Below are 19,702 nucleotides of genomic sequence, written 5' to 3'. Positions count from 1 at the left end.
CGCAACTTGCGCGTTGCCTGTAAAAACGGCCCGGTGGCAGCGCGTGTTGACAGCGAAAACACAGCGCTATGTAACAGTTCGTATCCGGGTGGTGCGGATGGTGCGGATGGTGGGAAGACTAGCGCAACGCATCCGCCAACAGCACGCTGGTCACAATCGTTTGCAATTCACGCCTGCGGCATAATGCCGACAGAGAAAAAACAAACAGAATAAACAGAACAACAAGAATACGAACAGGACGACAACCCTCCGATGACCACTTCCGCCGCCGGCCGCGCCCGGCTTGACTGGGGCACCCTTGGCCTGCTGACATTCCCGCCGCTGAGCTGGGCCGGCAACGCCATCGTCGGCCACTACGCCGCTGGCGCCATCCCGCCGATCACGCTGAACTTTGCCCGGTGGGCGCTGGCCGGGCTGCTGCTCGCGCCCTATGTCTGGCGGGGCGTGCGCGAGCATGCCGCCACGCTGCGCCAGCATGCCGCGGTGATCACCGCCATGGGCATGCTCTCCGTCTCGGTCTACAACGCCATGCAGTACCTGGCGCTGACCACGTCGTCGCCGATCAACGTGACGCTGATCGGCGCTTCCGCCCCGATCTTCCTGCTGATCATCGGCGCGCTGTTCTTCCGCGAGCGGGTGCGCGGCTGGCATGTGGTGGGCGCCCTGCTATGCCTGGCCGGCGTGGGCGTGGTGATGCTGCGCGGGGATCCCGGGCGGCTGGCCCAGCTGGATTTCGTGGCCGGCGATCTGTTCATGCTGGCGGGCACCATCACCTGGAGCGCTTACACCTGGCTGCTGCGCAAGAAGCGCCCGGACTTGCCGCTGGCCGTGCTGCTGTTTGCGCAGATCGTGACGGGCGTGGCGGCCTGCGTGCCGTTCGTCGCGTGGGAGCTGCTGTCGGGAAGCGCGCCGATTCACTGGAACGGCAAGGCGCTCGGCATCCTGGTGTATGTGGCAACGATCCCTTCGCTGCTGGCCTACTTTGCCTGGGACCGTGCGATTGCCCGCGCCGGGGCGCAGCTGCCGGTGTTCTTCTTCACGCTCACGCCCGTCTTTGCCGCGCTGATGTCTTCCGCGCTGCTGGGCGACTGGCCGCGCTGGTATCACGCGGCCGGGCTGGGCGCCATCGTGGCCGGCATCTGGATCGCCAACCGGCGCTGAACGCGCCGCCGTACGCCTCCTAAGCGGCAACCGCCGGATCCAGCCGAAAGACCGCCACCGAACGCTCCATGCGCTGCGCTTGCTCCTTGAGCGCATCGGCCGCTGCCGCGGCCTGCTCGACCAGCGCCGCGTTCTGCTGCGTGACCTGATCCATCTGCGTCACGGCCTGGTTGACCTGGGCAATGCCGCTGCTCTGCTCCTGCGACGCGCGGCTGATCTCGTCCATCATCACGGTCACGCGCTTGACCGCGGCAACGATGCTGTCCATGGTGGCGGTGGCATCCCCCGCCAGTGCCGAGCCGGCCTCGACCCGCTGCACCGACTGCGAGATCAGCGTGCGGATCTCCTTGGCGGAGCTGCCGGCGCGCTGCGCCAGGCTGCGCACCTCGGTGGCCACCACGGCGAAGCCGCGCCCGTACTCGCCGGCGCGCGCCGCTTCCACCGCGGCATTGAGCGCCAGGATGTTGGTCTGGAACGCGATGCCGTCGATCACCGCGATGATGTCGACGATGCGTTTGGAATCGACCTCGATCTCGCCCATGGTCCGCAGCACGCGGCCCACCGAGGTCCCGCCGGCCACGGCGATGTCGCAGGCCTCGCCCGCCAGCGCGCTGGCCTGGTCCGCGCTGCCGGCGTTCTGCCGCACGATCGCGGTGAGCTGCTCCATGCTGGCGGCCGTCTGCTGCAGCGACGAGGCTTGCTCCTCCGTGCGCTGCGACAGGTCCAGGTTGCCTTGCGCGATCTCGCCTGCGGCCACCAGCACGTTCTGCGCGCCGACCTTGGTATCGCCGATCAGCGCGCGCCAGGTGTCCACCAGCGACAGCAGGTGCCGCTTGACGTGGCTCAGTTCGTCGCTGCCGCGCACCTCCAGCGTGATGGCCAGGTCGCCGTCGTTGATCCGGCCCACCATGCTGGCCACTTGCTGCACGTCGGCGCGCATGCCGTGGCTAAAGCCGGCGAACAGGTAGAACGCCGTGCCCACGGCCAGCAGGGCGACCCCGGCCAGCACCTCGAGCTCCAGCAGCTCGGCAGCGATGCGCTGCTCCAGCATGTCGCGGGCAATCCCGGAAAACGCCTTGTTGACCGAGGAGACCGCGTTGATGGCCGCCGTCGCCTCGTCGAAATAGGGCTTGGCCTCGATGGCGATGCCGCCGCTGCCGAGCATCTTTTCCTTCAGCGTGCGGTGGAAGGTATCCATCGCGGCCAGCTGCGCGAGCGCGCCTTGCACCCGCGGGCGATACACCGGGGCATCGCGCATCACGCGGTCGATGTCACGCCGTACGGACTCCAGCCCGTCCTGGATCTGCTCGCCCAGCGCGGCCAGCTCGGCTTGCTGCGCCGCGTCAGAGTATCCGCCCTGGCTGATGATGGCCGCGCCCCTGCCGCGCGCCAGCGCGCTCAGCTCGGCCAGCTTGGGCATCTGCCCCACCATCAGCGTCACCAGGTAGTACGAGCCGCTGTCGGGATCGAGCGCGAGCGAAGAGCGGTCCGCCACATCGCCGATAAACAGCCGCGTCTGCTTGACCAGCGCGCTGTGCATGTCGAACAGCGCGCCGGCTGTGACGCTCAGGCCCGTTTCATGCATGCGTTGCCACGACTGCTCCAGCTTGCGTGCGTCAGGCATGACATCGAAGCGCGCGGCCTCGCCGGCTTGCTTCACCAGCTCGCCAAGGTGTGCGGCGGCCTTCGCATCGGCACCGTCAAACGTTGCGCGAAACGCAGCGTTGCCAGCGAGCACGGCATTGGCCGCGCCGCGACGGACCTGCGTCTCGCGCATGAAATCGAGCGCGCGGTCGACGATGGCAAGGCCGCTCAGTTCGTCCTGCGAGGCGCGGATCGTCTGCACCGACAGGCTCAGCACCGCATAGAGCGCACCGCCAAGCGGGATCAGGAACAGGATGGCCAGCAACAGCAGCTTGCGGGTGATGGTGAGGCGCGCCATCAGGCGCACGGCGGGGGAGAGAAAAGTAGCCACGAAGACCCCAAAAAAACGCTTGGATACGTCTTGTATCGGCTGGCTGAACGCTGACTGAAGCGCGCTTTCCCGGCTTTTTTCACATGCACAAAGGCGGGGCCGAAAAGGCACAAAGCGGGTGCAGGATGCACGCTAAACGGGCGGAAAACCAGCACGCGCATGCAAGGAACGGAGACCAGGTTGACACAAAACAGACGCAAAACCGACGTACAACGAAGGGATCGCGAACGCAGCGTGGCGGGCGGGCAAAGATCAGAGGAAACACCTGAACCAATGCCGCCTGGCGCTGTCTTTCCGTAGGCGGTTCTGCCCGTGGCAGGCCGAGCAATCAGGATGTTCAACCCCAGGAGATGGCGATGTTAAGCCCCCACGAATTTGCCACCTTGCTGCTGGTCCACGATGTGCAGGATCAACTGGAACTCGATCCCGTGGACCTGGAGGCGCTGCTCGAACGCGGCCTCGTGTCGCTGGAAGAATGCGCGACCGACCGCTGGTGCCCGCGCATTACCGAGCACGGCTACGCGCTGCTGCGCGCGGTTGGCTGGCAGGGCGAGATGAGCCGCGCACGGCGTTGCGAAGCGCGCGGGCACGAGGCGCCCGCGCAGTAACTTGGTGACGCGGTTATGGGGTTATGCGGTTACGCCCCGATCACGCCTCACTCACGCCCCAATCACGCGCCAATCACGCCCTAATGAAAATCGCGGCTGGACACCATCAGGCGGCCCAGCAGCGGGCTCAGGTCCACCAGTTCCTGCGCCACGAGGTGCCTGACCTCTCCCTGGCGCTGCCACGTGCCGATCACCCCCAGCAGCTTCGCGCCCAGGACTTCCTTGCGCTGGCGCTCGATCAGGTCCGGCCACAGGATCACGTTGATGGCGCCGGTCTCGTCCTCGATCGAGGTAAAGATGGTGCCGCCGGCCGTGGACGGCCGTTGCCGCACCGTGACGATGCCGCAGGCACGCACCTGCCGGTTGTTGCCGCAGTGGGATAAATCCTGCGCCGTGGCGTAATGCAGCGCGGCCAGCCGCGGCCGCAGCAGCGCCAGCGGATGCGACTTGAGCGACAGGCCCGTGCTGGCGTAATCGGCCGCCACATCCTCGCCCAGGCGCGGCGCGGGCAGCGATAGCTCGCCCTCTGGCGGCGGCGCCTGGGCGAGCAGGTCGTGATGCGCGGCCTGCAGCGCGGCGGCGCGGGCCTGCCAGCGCGCCTGGCGGCGATGCCCGGCGAGGCCGGCCAGCGCATCGGCCGCGGCCAGCGCATCGATGTCGTGCCGGTCCAGCCCCGCGCGCAGCACCAGGTCTTCCACGCTGGCGAACGGCGCCTCGGCGCGGGCCAGCGCGATCCGCCCGGCCGCCGCCTCGCGCATGCCGTTCACGCGGTTCAGGCCAAGCCGCACCGCCGGCCGGGCGCGCTCGCGGGCGCGTGCTGGCGCACCGCTGGCCGCATGCTCCAGCGTGCTTTCCCAGCCGCTCACCGTCACATCCACCGGATACGTGACCACGTGGTGCCGGCGCGCATCCTGCACGAGTTGCGACGCCGAGTAGAACCCCATCGGCTGGCTGTTGAGCAGCGCGCACAGGAAGACCGCCGGATGGTGGCACTTGATCCACGCGCTGATATAGACCAGCTTGGCGAAGCTGGCCGCATGGCTTTCCGGGAAGCCGTATTCGCCAAACCCTTCGATCTGCTTGCAGATGGCTAGCGCAAATGCCTCCGGGTACTTGTTGCGGGTGAGCGCCTTGACCAGCGCATCCTGGTGCTGCTTCAGGTCGCCCTTGCGCCGCCACGCCGCCATGGAGCGGCGCAGCTGGTCGGCCTGCCCCGGCGTAAAACCGGCGGCGTCGATGGCCAGTTGCATCACCTGCTCCTGGAAGATCGGCACGCCCAGCGTGCGGCCCAGCACCTTCTCGATGACGTCGTTGTGGTACGCCGGCGGCTTGCCGGTGCGCCGCACCTGCTCGCGCCGCTTCAGGTAGGGATGCACCATGCCGCCCTGGATCGGGCCGGGCCGCACGATGGCCACTTCCACCACCAGGTCGTAATACTTGCGTGGCAAGAGGCGCGGCAGCATCGACTGCTGCGCGCGCGACTCCACCTGGAATACGCCGATGGTGTCGGCGGCGCAGATCATGTCGTAGGTTTGCGGATCGTCCTTGGGCACGTCTTCCATCCGGTACGGCGCGCCCGAGCGCGTGGGGATCATCGCCAGCGCGCGGCGGATGGCCGAGAGCATGCCGAGCGCCAGCACGTCCACCTTCAGCAAGCCCAGCGATTCAAGGTCGTCCTTGTCCCACTGGATCACGCTGCGGTTTTCCATGGCCGCGTTCTCTATCGGCACCAGCCGCGACAGCTTGTGCCGCGCAATCACAAAGCCGCCCACGTGCTGCGACAAATGGCGCGGAAAGCCGCGCAGTTGCGTGGTCAGGCTGGCCCACTGCCGCACCGCCGGCGCGTCCGGGTCCAGCCCGTACTGCGAAATGCGCTCCAGGAAGGTCTTGCCGCCATCCCACCATGCCTGCCCCTTGACCACCTGCTCGATCACGCTGGCATCGATGCCCAGCGCCCGGCCCACGTCGCGCAGCGCGCTGCGCGAGCGATAGGTGATCAGCGACGCCGCCAGCGCGGCGCGGTTGCGGCCGTATTTCTCGTAGATGTACTGGATGACTTCTTCGCGCCGCTGGTGCTCGAAGTCCACATCGATGTCCGGCGGCTCGTCGCGCTCGCGCGAGAGAAAACGGCCGAACAGCAGGTTGGCATCGGCGGGATCGACCTCGGTGATGAACAGGCAATAGCAGACCAGCGAATTGGCTGCCGAGCCGCGGCCCTGGCACAGGATGCCGCGGCTGCGGGCAAAGCGCACGATGTCGTGCACGGTGAGGAAGAACGGCTCGTACTGCTTCTCGCGGATCAGCGCGAGCTCCTCCGCCAGTTGCCTGCGCCATTCGGGCTCGAGCCCTTTGGGGAAGCGCCGCAGCACGCCTTTCATGGTCTCGCGGCGCAGGTAGCTGAATGGCGTCTCGCCCGGGGGCACCAGTTCCTCCGGGTACTCGTAGCGCAGCGACGCCAGCGAGAAGTCGCACATGGCGGCAACCCGCAACGTCTGCGCCAGCGCCTCGCGCGGGTACAAGCGCGACAAGCGTTGGCGCATGCGCAGGTGCTGCTCGGCATTGGGCGCCAGCGCCATGCCGCATTCAGCCAGCGGCTGGCCCACGCGGATCGCGCTCAGCACGTCCGACAGCGGCTTGCGCGAGCGCACATGCATGGTCACCGCGCCGGATGCCACCAGGGGCACGCCGCTCAGCGCCGCGGCTTGCTCCAGCCGCAGCCGGTGCGTGGCATCGGCATGGCCCTGCAATTGCTCGAGCGCGATCCAGCCGCGCTCGCCAAACGCCTGCCGCATCCATTGGGCTTGCCGCAGCAGCTCGGCGGGGTCCGGGCAATACGAAGGCAGCAGCAGCGCCAGGCAATCGGGCATGCCGCGCAGGTGGGCCTGGTCCGGCTGCGGCGCGGCGATGTCGTCGGGATGCAGCGCGTAGGCGCCCTTTTGCACGCGCGTGCGGCCCAGCGTGATCAACTCGCTCAGGTTGCCGAAGCCTTCGCGGTTTTGCGCCAGCAGCACCAGCCGCAGCACGGGCCGGCCCGTGTGGTCGGTGAGCGTAAAGCGGCTGCCGATCAGCAGGCGGAAATCCTGCGCGGCACGGGCCAGGGCAAGCAGGCGATCATGCCGGCGCAGGCGGGCCTGCAAGGCGTCATCGGCGCTCCCGGTGGCAGTGGCGTCCGGCGCGGCGGGGAATTCGCCATCCCCTTGATGCTCGCCGTCTTCGTCGTCGCCCTCCTCCGGCGCCTCCGCCGCCTCGTCCTCATCCTCCCGCAGCCCGGCGGCCAACCGCGCCGCGCTGCGCTCGGCCGCATCGCGGGTGCGTTCGCGCAGGTCCTTCAGCGCATGGTGCGCGCGGGCCGTGCCCGCCACCGAGCATTCGTCGGTCAGCGCCAGGCCACGGTAGCCGAGCGCAAACGCGCGCTCGATCAGCTCGGCCGGATGCGACGCCCCGTCCAGGAAGGTGAAATTGGAGATGCAATGCAGCTCCACATAGTCGGGCAACGCCGGCAGCAGCGCGGAAAGCGCCGGCGGCAAAGCGGAGAATGAAGGGCTGGCTGGCTGGCTCGACATGGCAAGGATTCAGGCAAACGCTCGGGCAAACACTCGGGCAAAGACTCAGGCAAACAAGCCGTGCAGGAACCAGCGGTACTCGCCGCTTTCCTCACGCCCGGGGCGCTGGCGATAGACCCAGCAGCGCAGCCCGTCCGCCCGTTGCGCAACGAAGTAATCGCGCGTGGCCAGCGCGCCGTCCCACCAGCCGGATTCGATGCGCTCCGGCCGCGAGAGCAACGTCAATGGCCCGCCGTGACAAGGCCGATGGCGCTGCACAGTCAGCGCCACGGGTTGCGCCATCAGCCACAGCGGACGCTCCGGCATGCCCGCCGGGGCACGCTGCGGCTCGCGCGGCGCGCGCGCAGGCATCTCATCCACCGGGCACCAGCGGTTGGCGCGCTCGGGCCGGTGGTCGGCCAGCGGCTGCGGTTGCAGCACGTTCTCCCGGCCCAGGCGCGCCATCAGCGTATCGAGCACGCGGCCCAGTTCCGCCGGCGTGCCGCCCGGCTCGGGAAACAGCGCATCGCTCTGCGGCACGCAGGCCTGGACCGACTCCACCACCAGCAGCAGGCTCACCGCCGGCACGCGGAACTGCACCTTGTCCAGCCGCTCCTGCAACAGCTTGGACAAATGCGCCGGATCGCGGCTGGGCTGCGCCAGGCTGATCGTCACCGGCGTTGCCTGCGTCTGGGCACCCAGCCGGTAGCGCTCATGCTCCAGCCGCAGCACAAGATGCGTCACGCCCGCCTGCTGCACGGCCAGCCAGCCGGCCAGCGCCAGCAGCAAACGCTGCGCGCCCGCCATCACGCCCTGCACGGATTCGGTCCGGCCTGGCAGCTCCATGCGCTGCGAGAAGGTGGCGGGCGCGCTGAACCACGTAAAGCGCACCGGCACCTCGCCATAGGCCTGGTCCAGCCGCGCCAGCAGGTCCGGCCCCAGCCGGCGCCGCAGGCCGGCACGCGGCAGGCCCCGCACCTCGCCCACGGTCCGGCAGCCGATGCCATCGAGCCAGCCATCGTCCGCCAGCCCTTGCAACATGCCCACCGGCAGCCGGTCCAGCAGCCGCGCCATGCGCCGCGGCCCCACCGCGCGCCGCGCCGGACGCACCAGCCCGCCCCGGCGATCCCGCCGCAGCGGCTGCGCCGCCAGCCACGCCGCCCCGAAGGCCGTCGGCCCGCAGCCCAGCTGCAGGAACACCCCCAGCCGCCGCACCCGCGCATACACCGCCCGGCACAACGCAAGATGGCCGCCAAACAACCGCAGGCTGGCCCCGGCATCGATCATCACGGTAGCCACCCCGGCATCGGGATGCACCGTGACATGCGGCGTGAAATGCAGCAACGCCAGCGCCAGCGCCGTCATCACCTGCGCCTCGGCCGCCGGCTCGCGCTGCAGTTGCACCACCTGCGCCGACAACGCCTGCACGCCGCCCCGCCGCATCCCCGCCTGCACCCCCAGCGCCACCGCCGGGCCGTTGGCCAGCACCACCCGCTCGCGCTCCATCACCGCCACCGGCACGCTGTGGTGCAGCAGGCCGGCGCACGCGCGCAGCGCGGCGGGCTCAGGCCAGTTCGGCTGCAGCGCGTCCAGCGACAGGCGCGGCAGATGCACCGCGATCCAGTACGACATGGGCTTGCTCTCCCGCAACGGCTTGGGAAACCGGGGCATTCAGGGGGACCGGCATCGACGGGGCCTGCGGCGCCGCAGGCGGCGTGGCCATGGCGGGCACCGCCATCATCTCGCCCAGCGGCAGCACCAGCGGCGTATCGCGCACCGGGCCGCGCCGCTTGTGGAACGTGACCGACACGGCATTGCCCGGCGCCGGCGACAACAGCAGCCGCAGCACCGCCGGCGACGACTCGCGCAGCACGCTGGCCGGCCGGCACGCCCACACCACGGCGTCTCCTGCCTGCGCCAGCACCTGCAAGCGCCGCAGCGCCTCGGGACGCGCCGTGGGCAGCCACACCATCACCCCGCCAAAGGCCTGGCTGCGCAGCACCTGCTCCGCCGCCCACAGCACATCCGCCTGCGCCGCGGCCCGGCTCGCGCCAGCGGGCGGGCGCACCCAGTACAACTGGCGCGCCGGCAAACCCCATTCGGCCAGGCACGTGGCATTGGGCAGGTACGGCGGCCCGATCAGCGCCACCCGGCGCTGCCCCGCGGCCAGCGCCAGCAAGGCCGGGCGCAGCAGCCGCAACTCGCCCACGCCGGGGTCGGCCAGCAGCAGCTCCGTGAGCGCGCCCACCGGCCAGCCACCGCCGGGCAACTCGGCCGAGAGCGCGTCATGGCCGGTCGGCAAGGCCGGCACGCTGCCCGCCCGGCCCAGATGGCCAAGCTGCCCCGCCCGCCACAGGCCGGGATAGCGTTGCTCCAGTGCGTCCAGCGCCCCCTGCCGGTCGGCCACGGGCGGCTGCGCCAAAGGCGAATCGCCCGATGTTTCGGGCGATAGGGGAAAGAGTTCGGCGGTCATGTGATGCGTGCGGCTCAGCCCGGGGGGACTGATAGGAAGTTTCCGAATGTCGCGGTAGGAATGCCTATTACTAGGCACCCCCCGCACAGATCCCGGCGTGCGCAATTTACGCACCGGGCTCCTGCCTCAGGTGTTTGGCGGTAAACCGTATGACAGGCCAAGGATGAAGGACCCGTCATGTGATGCGTGCGGCTCAGCCCGGGGGGACTGATAGGAAGTTTCCGAATGTCGCGGTAGGAATGCCTATTACTAGGCACCCCCCGCACAGATCCCGGCGTGCGCAATTTACGCACCGGGCTCCTGCCTCAGGTGTTTGGCGGTAAACCGTATGACAGGCCAAGGATGAAGGACCCGAGGTGGGGGTAACCAATCGCGAACCAACCGCGCCATCCGACTCCATGTGGTGCTGTCCTTCTGGCTGCGGCGCCGCAGCGCGCGCCACCAGAGCTTTGCAATTAGGAATCGGAATGCACGTATGGCGTGCGTGTTGGTCGGCACAGCATGGTAGTTGAGGAAGCCTTGCACCACCCGCCTTAGCCATTTCCCCTGCTCCGAGATCGACTGGTGCCATCTGCGTCTCAACTCCTCCCTGATTTCCCGTAGCTTGGCCTGCATCCGGTCGCGCCGGGTGTGCCGCCTAAGCATGAACTTGCCATCTTTGGCTCGTCCACTGATGTGGGTGAATCCGAGGAAGTTGAAGGTCTCGGGCTTGCCCAGTCCCCGCTTGGCTCGATTTGCGGCTGCGAAGCGGCCGAACTCGATCAAACGGGTTTTCTCCGGGTGAAGCCTGAGCGCAAATTGCTCCAGCCGTTGCTGCATGGCACGCCTGAAGCGTTTGGCATCATCGGCCTTGTCGAAGCCGACGACGATGTCGTCGGCATATCGAACGATCACGACGTTCCCCTGCGCATGGCGCTTGCGCCATTGGTTCGCCCAGAGGTCGAAGACGTAGTGCAGGTAGATATTGGCCAGCAAGGGCGAGATGACTGCACCCTGCGGCGTACCTTCCTCGGTGGCCGTAACCACCCCATCTTCCATCGCGCCAGCTTTCAGCCATTTGCCGATCAGGCGTAACACGCGCCGGTCGCCGATGCGATGCTCCAGAAACCGCAGTAGCCAGTCATGGCTGACGGTATCGAAGAATCGACTGATGTCGGCGTCCAGTATCCAGTTCACATAAGTTCGCGCTATCCCGGTGGCCAGTGCATCCAGCGCATCGTGTTGACTGCGCCGTGGCCTGAAGCCATACGAGAACCCAAGGAAGTCCGTCTCATAGACCGCGTTGAGCACTTCCACCACTGCACGCTGGACAATCTTGTCTTCCAGCGCTGCAATGCCCAGAGGGCGCAGCTTTCCATCCGCCTTGGGTATGTACTGCCGGCGGCTGGGCTGTGCCCGATAGGCTTGGCGGTGCAAGCGCCCGTGCAGGTCGCTCAGGTTTTCCTCTAGATCCTGCTCGTAGTCGCTCCATGTCACCCCATCGACCCCGGCCGCCGCCTTCCGTTTAAGCCAGAAGAACGACGTCTGTAGCAACTCAAGATCAATCAGGTGGAACAGTGCTGTGAACCGTTCCTTCTTCCTTTGCCTTGCGGCTTCCCGCACACGGACTAATCTCTGGGACACGCTGATCCGGCTCAGCGTCCGGGACGTGTGTAACCAATCCGTGTTCCCCTTGGCCTTCCCCCTTGGCTCCACCGACTCCGCCTCCGGTTGCCCGGACTTGTTCGCCAGCTTCGTCGCTACTATGGGGAAGTCCGACTTCTCTCGTCCGTACATCATCGGCTTCGGCTCCTCGCCTTCCCGATGCGGACCAGGCGGCAACGCTGCCACTGCTGGGCAGACGAGAGATCTCCCGGTTCCCGCACAAGGAGCGTACGTACATGCCAGGGTCTCAGACCGCGCCGAGTCGTCCGGGCGCTCGCGCAAGCGCGCCCGTCCGTGTTGCCTTCCGCAAACAGTAGTGCGTCGGCACCCGGGACTGGATAAATTTTTCGCGGCTCAATGGCTGGCCTATACGCACCCCTGTCAACGCTTCGCTGCGCGCCTCGCGGCGCACAACGCATGACTCGGGGACAGCGTGATTCGCTAAATCTTCTGCTGTCAGGGACTTTCACCCTTTACTCCTTGCCGGTTAGCCGGCGCACACTGTATAAATATACAGTACTAACTGTAGCCGCAGGACCGCCAACGTGCCAACCCGACCACCCTCCTCCAGCCCGCTGAAAGGCCGGGCGGCGCGTTCGAACGACGTCAGCCGGTTCGACGCCTGGACCCGCGAACGGGTCGCCGACGAGTCCCAAGCCTTCGATGAGCCAGAGACGCCCCAAATCCAGACCATTGTCTTCACGGAGAAGGCCAAACGCATCGTCTCGCGCAACCAGTCGCCAGACCTGCCGTTCGACGCGTCCATCAACCCGTACCGCGGGTGCGAGCATGGCTGTATCTATTGCTATGCCCGGCCCAGCCACGCCTATCTGGGGCTTTCGCCAGGCCTCGACTTCGAAACCCGTCTGTACGCAAAAGACAATGCCGCCGCCTTGCTCGAGGCCGAACTGGCTCACCGCAACTACGTACCGACGGTGATCGCGCTGGGGGCCAATACGGATCCTTACCAGCCCATCGAGCGGGATCTCAAGATCACGCGCGGCATCCTGGAAGTGCTGGAGCGATTCAACCACCCGGTGGCCATCACGACCAAGTCGGGCGTGGTCACGCGCGACATCGACATCCTGCAGCGCATGGCGGCCAAGAACCTGGTCCGGGTCCATATGTCGGTCACGTCGCTCAAGAACGAGATCGCCCGCACGCTGGAGCCCCGCGCAAGCGCGCCGGCGCGCCGCCTGGCCGCCATCGCTTCCCTGAGCGAGGCCGGCATACCGGTGGGGGTGATGGTGGCGCCGGTCATTCCGAGCCTGACCGATCCGGAAATGGAGTCCATCCTTGAGGCCGGCGCCAAGGCCGGCGCGAAAACCGCGGCGTATATCCTGCTGCGCCTGCCGCGCGAGGTGGAGCAGCTGTTCTCAGAGTGGCTGGCCACCTACCATCCGCTGCGCGCCCGGCACGTCGAAAGCCTGGTCGCGCAAATGCGCGGGGGCCAGGCCTACGACTCACGGTTCGGCACGCGCATGACCGGCACCGGCATCTTTGCCGAACTGCTGCGCAAGCGCTTCAAGCTGGCCTGCCAGCGCTTCGGGCTCAATGCCGAGCGCCACCCGCTCACCACCGAACATTTCTCCCGGGCGAGCGCCGCGCCGCAGATGTCGCTGTTCTAGGCCGGATGCGCAGGACAGCGCGGCTTCACGCGTGCGGCGCCTTCTCGTCGACCGCGATCGCCAGCGTTTCCTTGATCTCCTCCATCACCACGTAGCTCTTGGACTGAGCGGCGCCCGGCAACTGCAAGAGGATGTCGCCCAGCAGGCGGCGGTACTCGCCAATCTCGCGGATGCGCGCCTTGATCAGGTAGTCGAAATCGCCCGAGACCAGATGGCACTCCAGTACTTCCGGAATGCGCGACACCTCGCGGCGGAACTGCTCGAACATATTGCCGGACTTGTTGCCCAGCGAGATCTCGACAAACACAAGCAAGCCGCTGCCGAGCAGCGCGGGATTCAGACGCGCGTAGTAGCCCATGATGACGCCGTCACGCTCCATGCGCTTGACCCGCTCGATGCATGGCGTGATGGTCAGGCCGACCGCTTCCGCCAGCTCCTTCATCGACATACGCCCGTCAGCCTGGAGCAAGGCCAGGATCTTCCGATCCAGCCGATCCAGGCTGCGCACGGGCTGACGACTCGTTCTCATTAGTTATTCCTGTTTCCATGAAAATTACAACAACTATGACTGCTCATATTTAAATAGTATAGATGTAAATACTTTATCCATTCTATTTCTTGGTTGCGGGCCCCCGACTATGCGCGTTCTCGTTCTTGGCAGTGGCGTAATTGGCGTGACCAGCGCCTGGTACCTGGCCCGTGCCGGCCATGAGGTCACCGTGATCGACCGGGAGGCCGCACCCGCGCTGGGGACCAGTTTCGCCAACGCCGGCCAGATCTCCCCGGGCTATGCATCGCCCTGGGCCGCACCCGGCGTGCCGCTCAAAGCCATCAAGTGGATGTTCCAGGAGCACGCACCGCTGTCCATCAAACCGGACGGCACGCTGTTCCAGCTGCAATGGATGTGGCAGATGCTGATGAACTGCAGCGCTGAGCGCTATGCCGTCAACAAGGAACGCATGGTGCGCCTGGCCGAGTACAGCCGCGACTGCATCGTCGCCCTGCGCGCCGATACCGGCATCGCCTACGAGGGCCGCCAGCAAGGCACGCTGCAACTCTTCCGCACCGCCGAGCAGCTCGACGGCGCCGCCAAGGACATTGCCGTGCTGGAGCAAGCCGGCGTGCCCTACCAGTTGCTATCGCGCGAGGAACTCGCCGCCAGCGAACCGGCCCTGGCCGCCGTCAGCCACAAGCTGACCGGCGGCCTGCGGCTACCCAACGATGAAACCGGCGACTGCCAGCTGTTCACCCGGCAACTCGCCGCCATGGCCGAAGGCCTGGGCGTGCAGTTCCAATACAACCGCTCCATCGACGGGCTGCTGACCAAGGGCGATGCCGTTACCGGCGCCATGGTGGGCGGCGAGCCGGTCATGGCCGACCTGGTCGTGGTGGCGTTGGGCAGCTGGTCGACACCGTTCGTGAAAAATTTCCTGCCCGGCCTGTCGAACCTGCCGGTGTACCCACTCAAGGGATTTTCGCTCACGGTACCGATGACCAATGCCGATCGCAGCCCCGTTTCCACGGTGCTCGACGAAACCTTCAAGGTGGCAATCACCCGCTTCGACGATCGCATCCGCGTGGGCGGCATGGCGCAGATCGTGGGTTATGACCGCACGCTCGACCCGGCCAAGCGCCGGACCCTGGAGCATGTGGTCACGGACCTGTTCCCGGGCGCGGGCGATGTCAGCCGTGCCAGCTTCTGGACCGGACTGCGCCCAATGACGCCGGATGGCACTCCCATCGTCGGCCCCACGCAGGTCAAGGGCCTGTGGCTCAATACCGGCCATGGCACGCTGGGCTGGACCATGGCCTGCGGCTCGGGCAAGCTGCTGTCAGACCTGGTGTCCGGCACCTCGCCGGCGATCCGCGCGGACGACCTCTCGGTGGCTCGCTATCTCAAGCCAGCGAGAACGCACGCCGCCCCGCGCCACGCGGCGGCCTGATCCGCGCATCGGTTTCGAGGAAGTAAAAAAGGCGACCCGCGGGTCGCCTTTTTCTTGCCTGGACCAGGAAGACCTCAGAACTGCGCTTCGCTCAACGCGTTGACCGGCACCGCGCCCGCCACGATGGCATCGCGCAAACCCGATGCCTGCGACAGGATGTGCTCCGCGAAGAAATGCGCCGTCGAGATCTTGGCGTCGTGGAAGGACGGATCCTCGCCACGCTTCGCATCCGCCGCGAGCATCGCGCGGCCAAGCTGCCAGCCCGAAAACACGATGCCGCAGAGCTTCAGGTAAGGCACGCTGCCGGCAAACACGGCATTCGGGTCCGACTTGGCATTGGCCACGACGAACGCCACGACGGTCTCCAGCGCGGCGCGCCCCTTGGCCAGTTGCGCCTGCACCGCGGTGAAGGCCGCACCACCATGCTTGCCCAGCGCCGCCTCGGTCTCGGCGATCTGCGCGCAGATCGCACGGGCCACCGCGCCACCGTCGCGCAGCGTCTTGCGGCCGACGAGGTCGTTCGCCTGGATCGCGGTCGTGCCTTCGTAGATCGGCAGGATGCGGGCATCGCGATAATGCTGGGCCGCGCCGGTCTCCTCGATGAAGCCCATGCCGCCGTGCACCTGCACGCCAAGGCTGGTCACATCGATCGACAATTCGGTGCTCCAGCCCTTGACGATGGGCACCATGAACTCATAGAACGCCTGGCTTTGCTTGCGCACCGCGTCGTCGGCATGCTGGTGCGCCGTGTCGCACGCGGCCGCGGCCACATACGCTACCGCGCGTGCGCCTTCGATCAGCGAGCGCATGGTCATCAGCATGCGCTTGACGTCCGGGTGATGGATGATGGTCACAGCCTCGCGTGCGGAGCCATCGACCGGACGGCTTTGCACGCGCTCGCGGGCAAAATTCACCGCCTGCTGGTAAGCCCGCTCCGACACGGCGATGCCTTGCATGCCGACCGAGAAGCGCGCCGAGTTCATCATGATGAACATGTATTCCAGGCCGCGGTTTTCCTCGCCGACCAGCGTGCCGATAGCGCCACCGTGATCGCCGAACTGCAGCACGGCCGTGGGGCTGGCCTTGATGCCCAGCTTGTGCTCGATCGACACGCAGTGCGCATCATTGCGCGCGCCCAGCGAGCCGTCCGCATTCACCAGGAACTTGGGCACGATGAACAGCGAGATGCCCTTGACGCCCTCGGGTGCCGTGGGCGTGCGCGCGAGAACGAGATGGACGATGTTCTGCGCCATGTCGTGCTCACCGTAGGTGATGAAGATCTTGGTGCCGAACACCTTGTAGGTACCGTCACCCTGCGGCTCGGCGCGCGTGCGCACGGCCGCCAGGTCCGAGCCGGCCTGCGGCTCGGTCAGGTTCATGGTGCCGGTCCACTCGCCGGAGATCAGCTTGGGCAGGAAGGTGGCCTTCTGCGCGTCGCTGCCTGCGGTCAGCAGGGCTTCGATGGCGCCGTCTGTCAGCAGCGGGCACAGCGCGAACGACAGGTTCGCCGTGTTCAGCATCTCGTTGCAGGCGGTGGCGATCAACTTGGGCAAGCCCTGGCCGCCAAATTCCTGCGGATGCAGCACGCCCTGCCAGCCACCTTCGCCAAACTGGCGGAACGCGTCCTTGAAACCGGGCGTGGTGGTAACCACGCCGTCCTTCCAGCTGCTGGGATCGGTGTCGCCAATGCGGTTGAGCGGCGCCACCACTTGTTCGTTGAATTTGGCCGCCTCGTCGAGCACCGCCTGCGCCGTCTCCGGCGTGGCGTCCTCGAAGCCGGGCAGCTTGCTGACTGCGTCAAGATCAGCCAGTTCGTTCATCACGAACAGCATGTCCTTGAGCGGGGCACGGTAGGTCATCGATGTCTCCGGTAGGTATAAAAAAGCCGTTCTCGGGCGGGCCCGGAACGGCTAGTACTTACTGATCGAGCCCGGCGCCTCAAACGCCGTGCCGGGCGGTGGGGATCAGCCCAGCGCCGCCACCAGTTCGGGCACGACGGTGTTCAGATCGCCCACCAGGCCGTAGTCGGCCACCGAGAAGATCGGGGCTTCGGCATCCTTGTTGATCGCGACGATCACCTTGGAGTCCTTCATGCCCGCCAGATGCTGGATCGCGCCGGAGATGCCGACGGCGATGTACAGCTGCGGCGCGACGATCTTGCCGGTCTGGCCGACCTGGTAATCGTTGGGCACGAAGCCGGCATCGACAGCAGCGCGGGACGCGCCCATCGCGGCGTTCAGCTTGTCGGCCAGCGGCGTCAGCACCTTGGTGTAGTTCTCGCCGGAACCCACGCCACGGCCACCGGACACGATGATCTTGGCGGCGGTCAGCTCAGGGCGGTCGCTCTTGGTGACTTCGCGCGAAACGAATTGCGAGATGCCAGCGTCGGCCACGGCGGGCAGGTTTTCCACGGCGGCCGAACCACCTTCGGCTGCGGCAGCGTCAAAGCCAGTACCGCGCACGGTGATGATCTTGACCTTGTCCGACGATTGCACGATCGAGATCGCGTTGCCGGCGTAGATCGGGCGCTCGAACGTGTCCGGGCTGTCGACCTTGGTGATGTCCGACAGCTGGGCTACGTCCAGCTTGGCCGCGACGCGCGGCAGGATGTTCTTGCCGTAGGCCGATGCGGGCGCCAGGATGTGGCTGTAGTCGCTGGCGATGGCCAGCACTTGCTCGGCCACATTTTCGGCCAGGCCGTCGGCGAACTGCGGCGCGTCGGCCAGCAGCACCTTGGACACGCCGGCGATCTTCGCAGCGGCGGCAGCAGCGGCGGCGGCATTGGCGCCGGCCACCAGCACGTGGACATCGCCGCCGCACTGGGCGGCTGCCGTCACGGTATTCAGCGTGGCGGCCTTGATGGATTGGTTGTCGTGTTCAGCAATAACGAGTGCAGTCATGTTTTATCTCCTGGCGCGCTCAGATGACCTTGGCTTCGTTCTTCAGCTTTTGCACCAGCGTCGCAACGTCCGGCACCATCACACCCGCGCTACGCTTGGGCGGCTCAACGACCTTGACGGTCTTCAGACGCGGCGCCACGTCCACGCCGAGATCTTCCGGCTTGACGATGTCGAGCGGCTTCTTCTTGGCCTTCATGATGTTCGGCAGCGTGACATAACGCGGCTCGTTCAGGCGCAGGTCAGTGGTCACCACCGCCGGCAGCTTGAGCGACAGGGTCTCCAGACCACCATCCACTTCACGCGTCACCGATGCGCGGCCATCGGCCACCACCACCTTCGAGGCGAAGGTAGCTTGCGGCAGGCCCGCCAGCGCAGCCAGCATCTGGCCGGTCTGGTTGGAATCGTCGTCGATGGCCTGCTTGCCCAGGATCACCAGTTGCGGCTGTTCCTTGTCGACCAGGGCCTTGAGCAGCTTGGCCACGGCCAGCGGCTGCAGGTCTTCGTTCGATTCCACCAGGATGCCGCGGTCGGCACCGATGGCCATCGCCGTACGCAGGGTTTCCTGGCACTGGGTCACGCCGCAGGACACGGCGATCACCTCGGTGACCACCCCGGCTTCCCGCAGGCGCACCGCTTCTTCCACGGCGATTTCGTCAAACGGGTTCATGCTCATCTTGACGTTAGCCAGATCCACGCCCGTGCCGTCCGACTTCACCCGGACCTTGACGTTGTAATCCACCACGCGCTTGACTGCGACGAGTACTTTCATGCGCTCACTCCACTGATAGTCGATAGTCAGAAATTTGGTTCGCCCGCCATTATAACCACCGGGTGGGTGGCACTCTTATTTTTCGAACGGTCGTACTATTTTATCGGTAAAGAATTGCCGGGCATAGCCCGGCAATGTGAAAACCTCGCCGTATTGTGCCGCAGGATGCCCTGCGGCACACGGTTTTCGAGGGTTTTTTCAAACTTACCAGGCGGTAATCACCGAATCCTTGTAGGTGCTCTGGACGTACTGCTTGATCTCCGGCGAATGATAGGCCTTGACCAGCTTGGCTACCCAGGGCTTGTTCTTGTCGGCTTCGCGGATGGCGATCAGGTTGGCATAGGGACCCTTGGGACCTTCCATGGCAATCGCGTCCTTGGTGGGCGACAGGCCAGCCGATTCAGCGTAGTTACCATTGACGGCGGCGGCATCGAGGTCATCCAGCGAACGCGGCAGCTGCGCGGCGTCCAGTTCGACGATTCGGATCCTCTTCGGGTTGGAGACGATGTCCAGCGGCGTGGCCTTCAGGCCGGCATCCGGGCGCAGCTTGATCAATCCCTTGCTTTGCAGCAACAGCAGGCCACGGCCGCCATTGGTGGGATCGTTCGGCACGCCGACGCGAGCGCCGTCCTTGATCTGGTCGAGCGACTTGATCTTCTTGGAGTACACGCCCATCGGGAAGGTCACGGTGAAGGCGATGTGGGTGAACTTGTAGCCACGGTCCTTGATCTGCGCCTCCAGGTACGGCAGGTGCTGGTAGCTGTTGGCGTCCAGGTCGCCAGCGGCCAGCGCGGCGTTCGGCTGGACGTAGTCACTGAACTCCACCAGCTGGATATTCAGGCCGTCCTTGGCCGCGACCTTCTTCACCTGCTCCATGATCTGGGCGTGCGGGCCGCCGGTGACGCCGATCTTGATCGGCTTTTCCTGCGCCATGGCGCCAGTGGCCAGGGTGGCGCCCAGGGCGGCGCCGACAATCCATTGCAGCAAGTTACGACGTTGCATGTTGACTTCCTTTTTCTCGATGGCTCTATGTCTTTGCAGATAGCCGGGCGGATCGCC

At 66.4% G+C, this 19,702-nt stretch carries 14 protein-coding genes; 4 read left to right on the top strand and 10 right to left on the bottom strand.

Features of this window, described 5'->3' with window-relative positions; genetic code table 11:
• Positions 1-252 precede the first annotated feature (252 nt).
• Positions 253-1,161 (top strand): DMT family transporter, encoded by a 909-nt coding sequence (locus tag A9975_RS07650; protein ID WP_183032094.1) that lies wholly within the window; start codon positions 253-255, stop codon positions 1,159-1,161.
• Positions 1,162-1,180: 19 nt separating this feature from the next.
• Here A9975_RS07650 and A9975_RS07645 read toward each other — a convergent pair whose 3' ends face one another.
• Positions 1,181-3,136 (bottom strand): methyl-accepting chemotaxis protein, encoded by a 1,956-nt coding sequence (locus A9975_RS07645; protein WP_370564104.1) that lies wholly within the window; start codon positions 3,134-3,136, stop codon positions 1,181-1,183.
• 356 nt (positions 3,137-3,492) lie between these two features.
• Between A9975_RS07645 and A9975_RS07640 the strand changes: the two genes are divergently transcribed.
• The gene (locus A9975_RS07640; protein ID WP_183032093.1) at positions 3,493-3,744 is read left to right on the top strand and encodes a hypothetical protein; all 252 of its coding nucleotides are present in this window, start codon (positions 3,493-3,495) and stop codon (positions 3,742-3,744) included.
• A gap of 80 nt (positions 3,745-3,824) precedes the next feature.
• On the opposite strand, the gene A9975_RS07635 is transcribed toward A9975_RS07640, so the two are convergent.
• The 4 genes from A9975_RS07635 to ltrA all read right to left on the bottom strand — a co-directional run bounded on the left by A9975_RS07635 (position 3,825) and on the right by ltrA (position 11,535).
• Positions 3,825-7,307 (bottom strand): error-prone DNA polymerase, encoded by a 3,483-nt coding sequence (locus A9975_RS07635; protein ID WP_183032092.1) that lies wholly within the window; start codon positions 7,305-7,307, stop codon positions 3,825-3,827.
• A 45-nt stretch (positions 7,308-7,352) separates the two neighbouring features.
• Complete coding sequence (locus A9975_RS07630) at positions 7,353-8,918, bottom strand: DNA polymerase Y family protein (RefSeq protein WP_183032091.1); 1,566 nt, start codon at positions 8,916-8,918, stop codon at positions 7,353-7,355.
• Positions 8,851-9,759: a translesion DNA synthesis-associated protein ImuA gene (gene imuA, locus A9975_RS07625; protein WP_183032090.1), complete on the bottom strand. Its 909-nt coding sequence runs from the start codon at positions 9,757-9,759 to the stop codon at positions 8,851-8,853. Before imuA ends, A9975_RS07630 begins: the two co-directional genes overlap by 68 nt.
• 285 nt (positions 9,760-10,044) lie before the next feature.
• Positions 10,045-11,535 carry a group II intron reverse transcriptase/maturase gene (gene ltrA / locus A9975_RS07620; protein WP_370564241.1) on the bottom strand — a complete coding sequence of 497 codons (1,491 nt, stop codon included), beginning with the start codon at positions 11,533-11,535 and terminating at the stop codon, positions 10,045-10,047.
• A gap of 413 nt (positions 11,536-11,948) precedes the next feature.
• On the opposite strand from ltrA, the gene A9975_RS07615 reads away from it, so the two are divergent.
• On the top strand, positions 11,949-13,031 hold the full coding sequence (locus A9975_RS07615; protein WP_183032088.1) for a PA0069 family radical SAM protein: 1,083 nt from the start codon (positions 11,949-11,951) through the stop codon (positions 13,029-13,031).
• A 25-nt stretch (positions 13,032-13,056) separates the two neighbouring features.
• On the opposite strand, the gene A9975_RS07610 is transcribed toward A9975_RS07615, so the two are convergent.
• Positions 13,057-13,560: an Lrp/AsnC ligand binding domain-containing protein gene (locus A9975_RS07610; RefSeq protein WP_006158394.1), complete on the bottom strand. Its 504-nt coding sequence runs from the start codon at positions 13,558-13,560 to the stop codon at positions 13,057-13,059.
• A 109-nt stretch (positions 13,561-13,669) separates the two neighbouring features.
• On the opposite strand from A9975_RS07610, the gene A9975_RS07605 reads away from it, so the two are divergent.
• Positions 13,670-14,974, top strand: a complete 1,305-nt coding sequence (locus A9975_RS07605; protein ID WP_183032087.1) for a D-amino acid dehydrogenase — start codon at positions 13,670-13,672, stop codon at positions 14,972-14,974.
• Positions 14,975-15,048: 74 nt separating this feature from the next.
• On the opposite strand, the gene A9975_RS07600 is transcribed toward A9975_RS07605, so the two are convergent.
• The 4 genes from A9975_RS07600 to A9975_RS07585 all read right to left on the bottom strand — a co-directional run bounded on the left by A9975_RS07600 (position 15,049) and on the right by A9975_RS07585 (position 19,645).
• A complete protein-coding gene (locus A9975_RS07600) occupies positions 15,049-16,833 on the bottom strand; it encodes an acyl-CoA dehydrogenase (RefSeq protein WP_183032086.1) in 1,785 nt (594 codons plus the stop codon).
• 105 nt (positions 16,834-16,938) lie between these two features.
• Positions 16,939-17,874: an electron transfer flavoprotein subunit alpha/FixB family protein gene (locus tag A9975_RS07595; protein WP_183032085.1), complete on the bottom strand. Its 936-nt coding sequence runs from the start codon at positions 17,872-17,874 to the stop codon at positions 16,939-16,941.
• Positions 17,875-17,893: 19 nt separating this feature from the next.
• Complete coding sequence (locus A9975_RS07590) at positions 17,894-18,643, bottom strand: electron transfer flavoprotein subunit beta/FixA family protein (RefSeq protein WP_006158397.1); 750 nt, start codon at positions 18,641-18,643, stop codon at positions 17,894-17,896.
• Positions 18,644-18,847: 204 nt separating this feature from the next.
• Complete coding sequence (locus A9975_RS07585) at positions 18,848-19,645, bottom strand: MetQ/NlpA family ABC transporter substrate-binding protein (RefSeq protein ID WP_183032084.1); 798 nt, start codon at positions 19,643-19,645, stop codon at positions 18,848-18,850.
• Between the last annotated feature and the right edge of the window lie 57 nt (positions 19,646-19,702).

Origin of the sequence: Cupriavidus sp. UME77 (assembly GCF_014170355.1) — a bacterium.
Lineage (GTDB): Bacteria > Pseudomonadota > Gammaproteobacteria > Burkholderiales > Burkholderiaceae > Cupriavidus > Cupriavidus basilensis.
Note: the sequence above shows the minus strand (reverse complement) of the source record. Positions and strands in the feature narration are given on the sequence as shown.

Coding starts and splice junctions, on each gene's coding strand:
- A9975_RS07585 (WP_183032084.1), bottom strand. CDS start 19,645: ATGCAACGTCGTAACTTGCTGCAATGGATTGTCGGCGCCGCCCTGGGC.
- A9975_RS07610 (WP_006158394.1), bottom strand. CDS start 13,560: ATGAGAACGAGTCGTCAGCCCGTGCGCAGCCTGGATCGGCTGGATCGG.
- A9975_RS07650 (WP_183032094.1), top strand. CDS start 253: ATGACCACTTCCGCCGCCGGCCGCGCCCGGCTTGACTGGGGCACCCTT.
- A9975_RS07595 (WP_183032085.1), bottom strand. CDS start 17,874: ATGACTGCACTCGTTATTGCTGAACACGACAACCAATCCATCAAGGCC.
- A9975_RS07605 (WP_183032087.1), top strand. CDS start 13,670: ATGCGCGTTCTCGTTCTTGGCAGTGGCGTAATTGGCGTGACCAGCGCC.
- A9975_RS07635 (WP_183032092.1), bottom strand. CDS start 7,307: ATGTCGAGCCAGCCAGCCAGCCCTTCATTCTCCGCTTTGCCGCCGGCG.
- A9975_RS07600 (WP_183032086.1), bottom strand. CDS start 16,833: ATGACCTACCGTGCCCCGCTCAAGGACATGCTGTTCGTGATGAACGAA.
- ltrA (WP_370564241.1), bottom strand. CDS start 11,535: ATGTACGGACGAGAGAAGTCGGACTTCCCCATAGTAGCGACGAAGCTG.
- A9975_RS07590 (WP_006158397.1), bottom strand. CDS start 18,643: ATGAAAGTACTCGTCGCAGTCAAGCGCGTGGTGGATTACAACGTCAAG.
- A9975_RS07640 (WP_183032093.1), top strand. CDS start 3,493: ATGTTAAGCCCCCACGAATTTGCCACCTTGCTGCTGGTCCACGATGTG.
- imuA (WP_183032090.1), bottom strand. CDS start 9,759: ATGACCGCCGAACTCTTTCCCCTATCGCCCGAAACATCGGGCGATTCG.
- A9975_RS07630 (WP_183032091.1), bottom strand. CDS start 8,918: ATGTCGTACTGGATCGCGGTGCATCTGCCGCGCCTGTCGCTGGACGCG.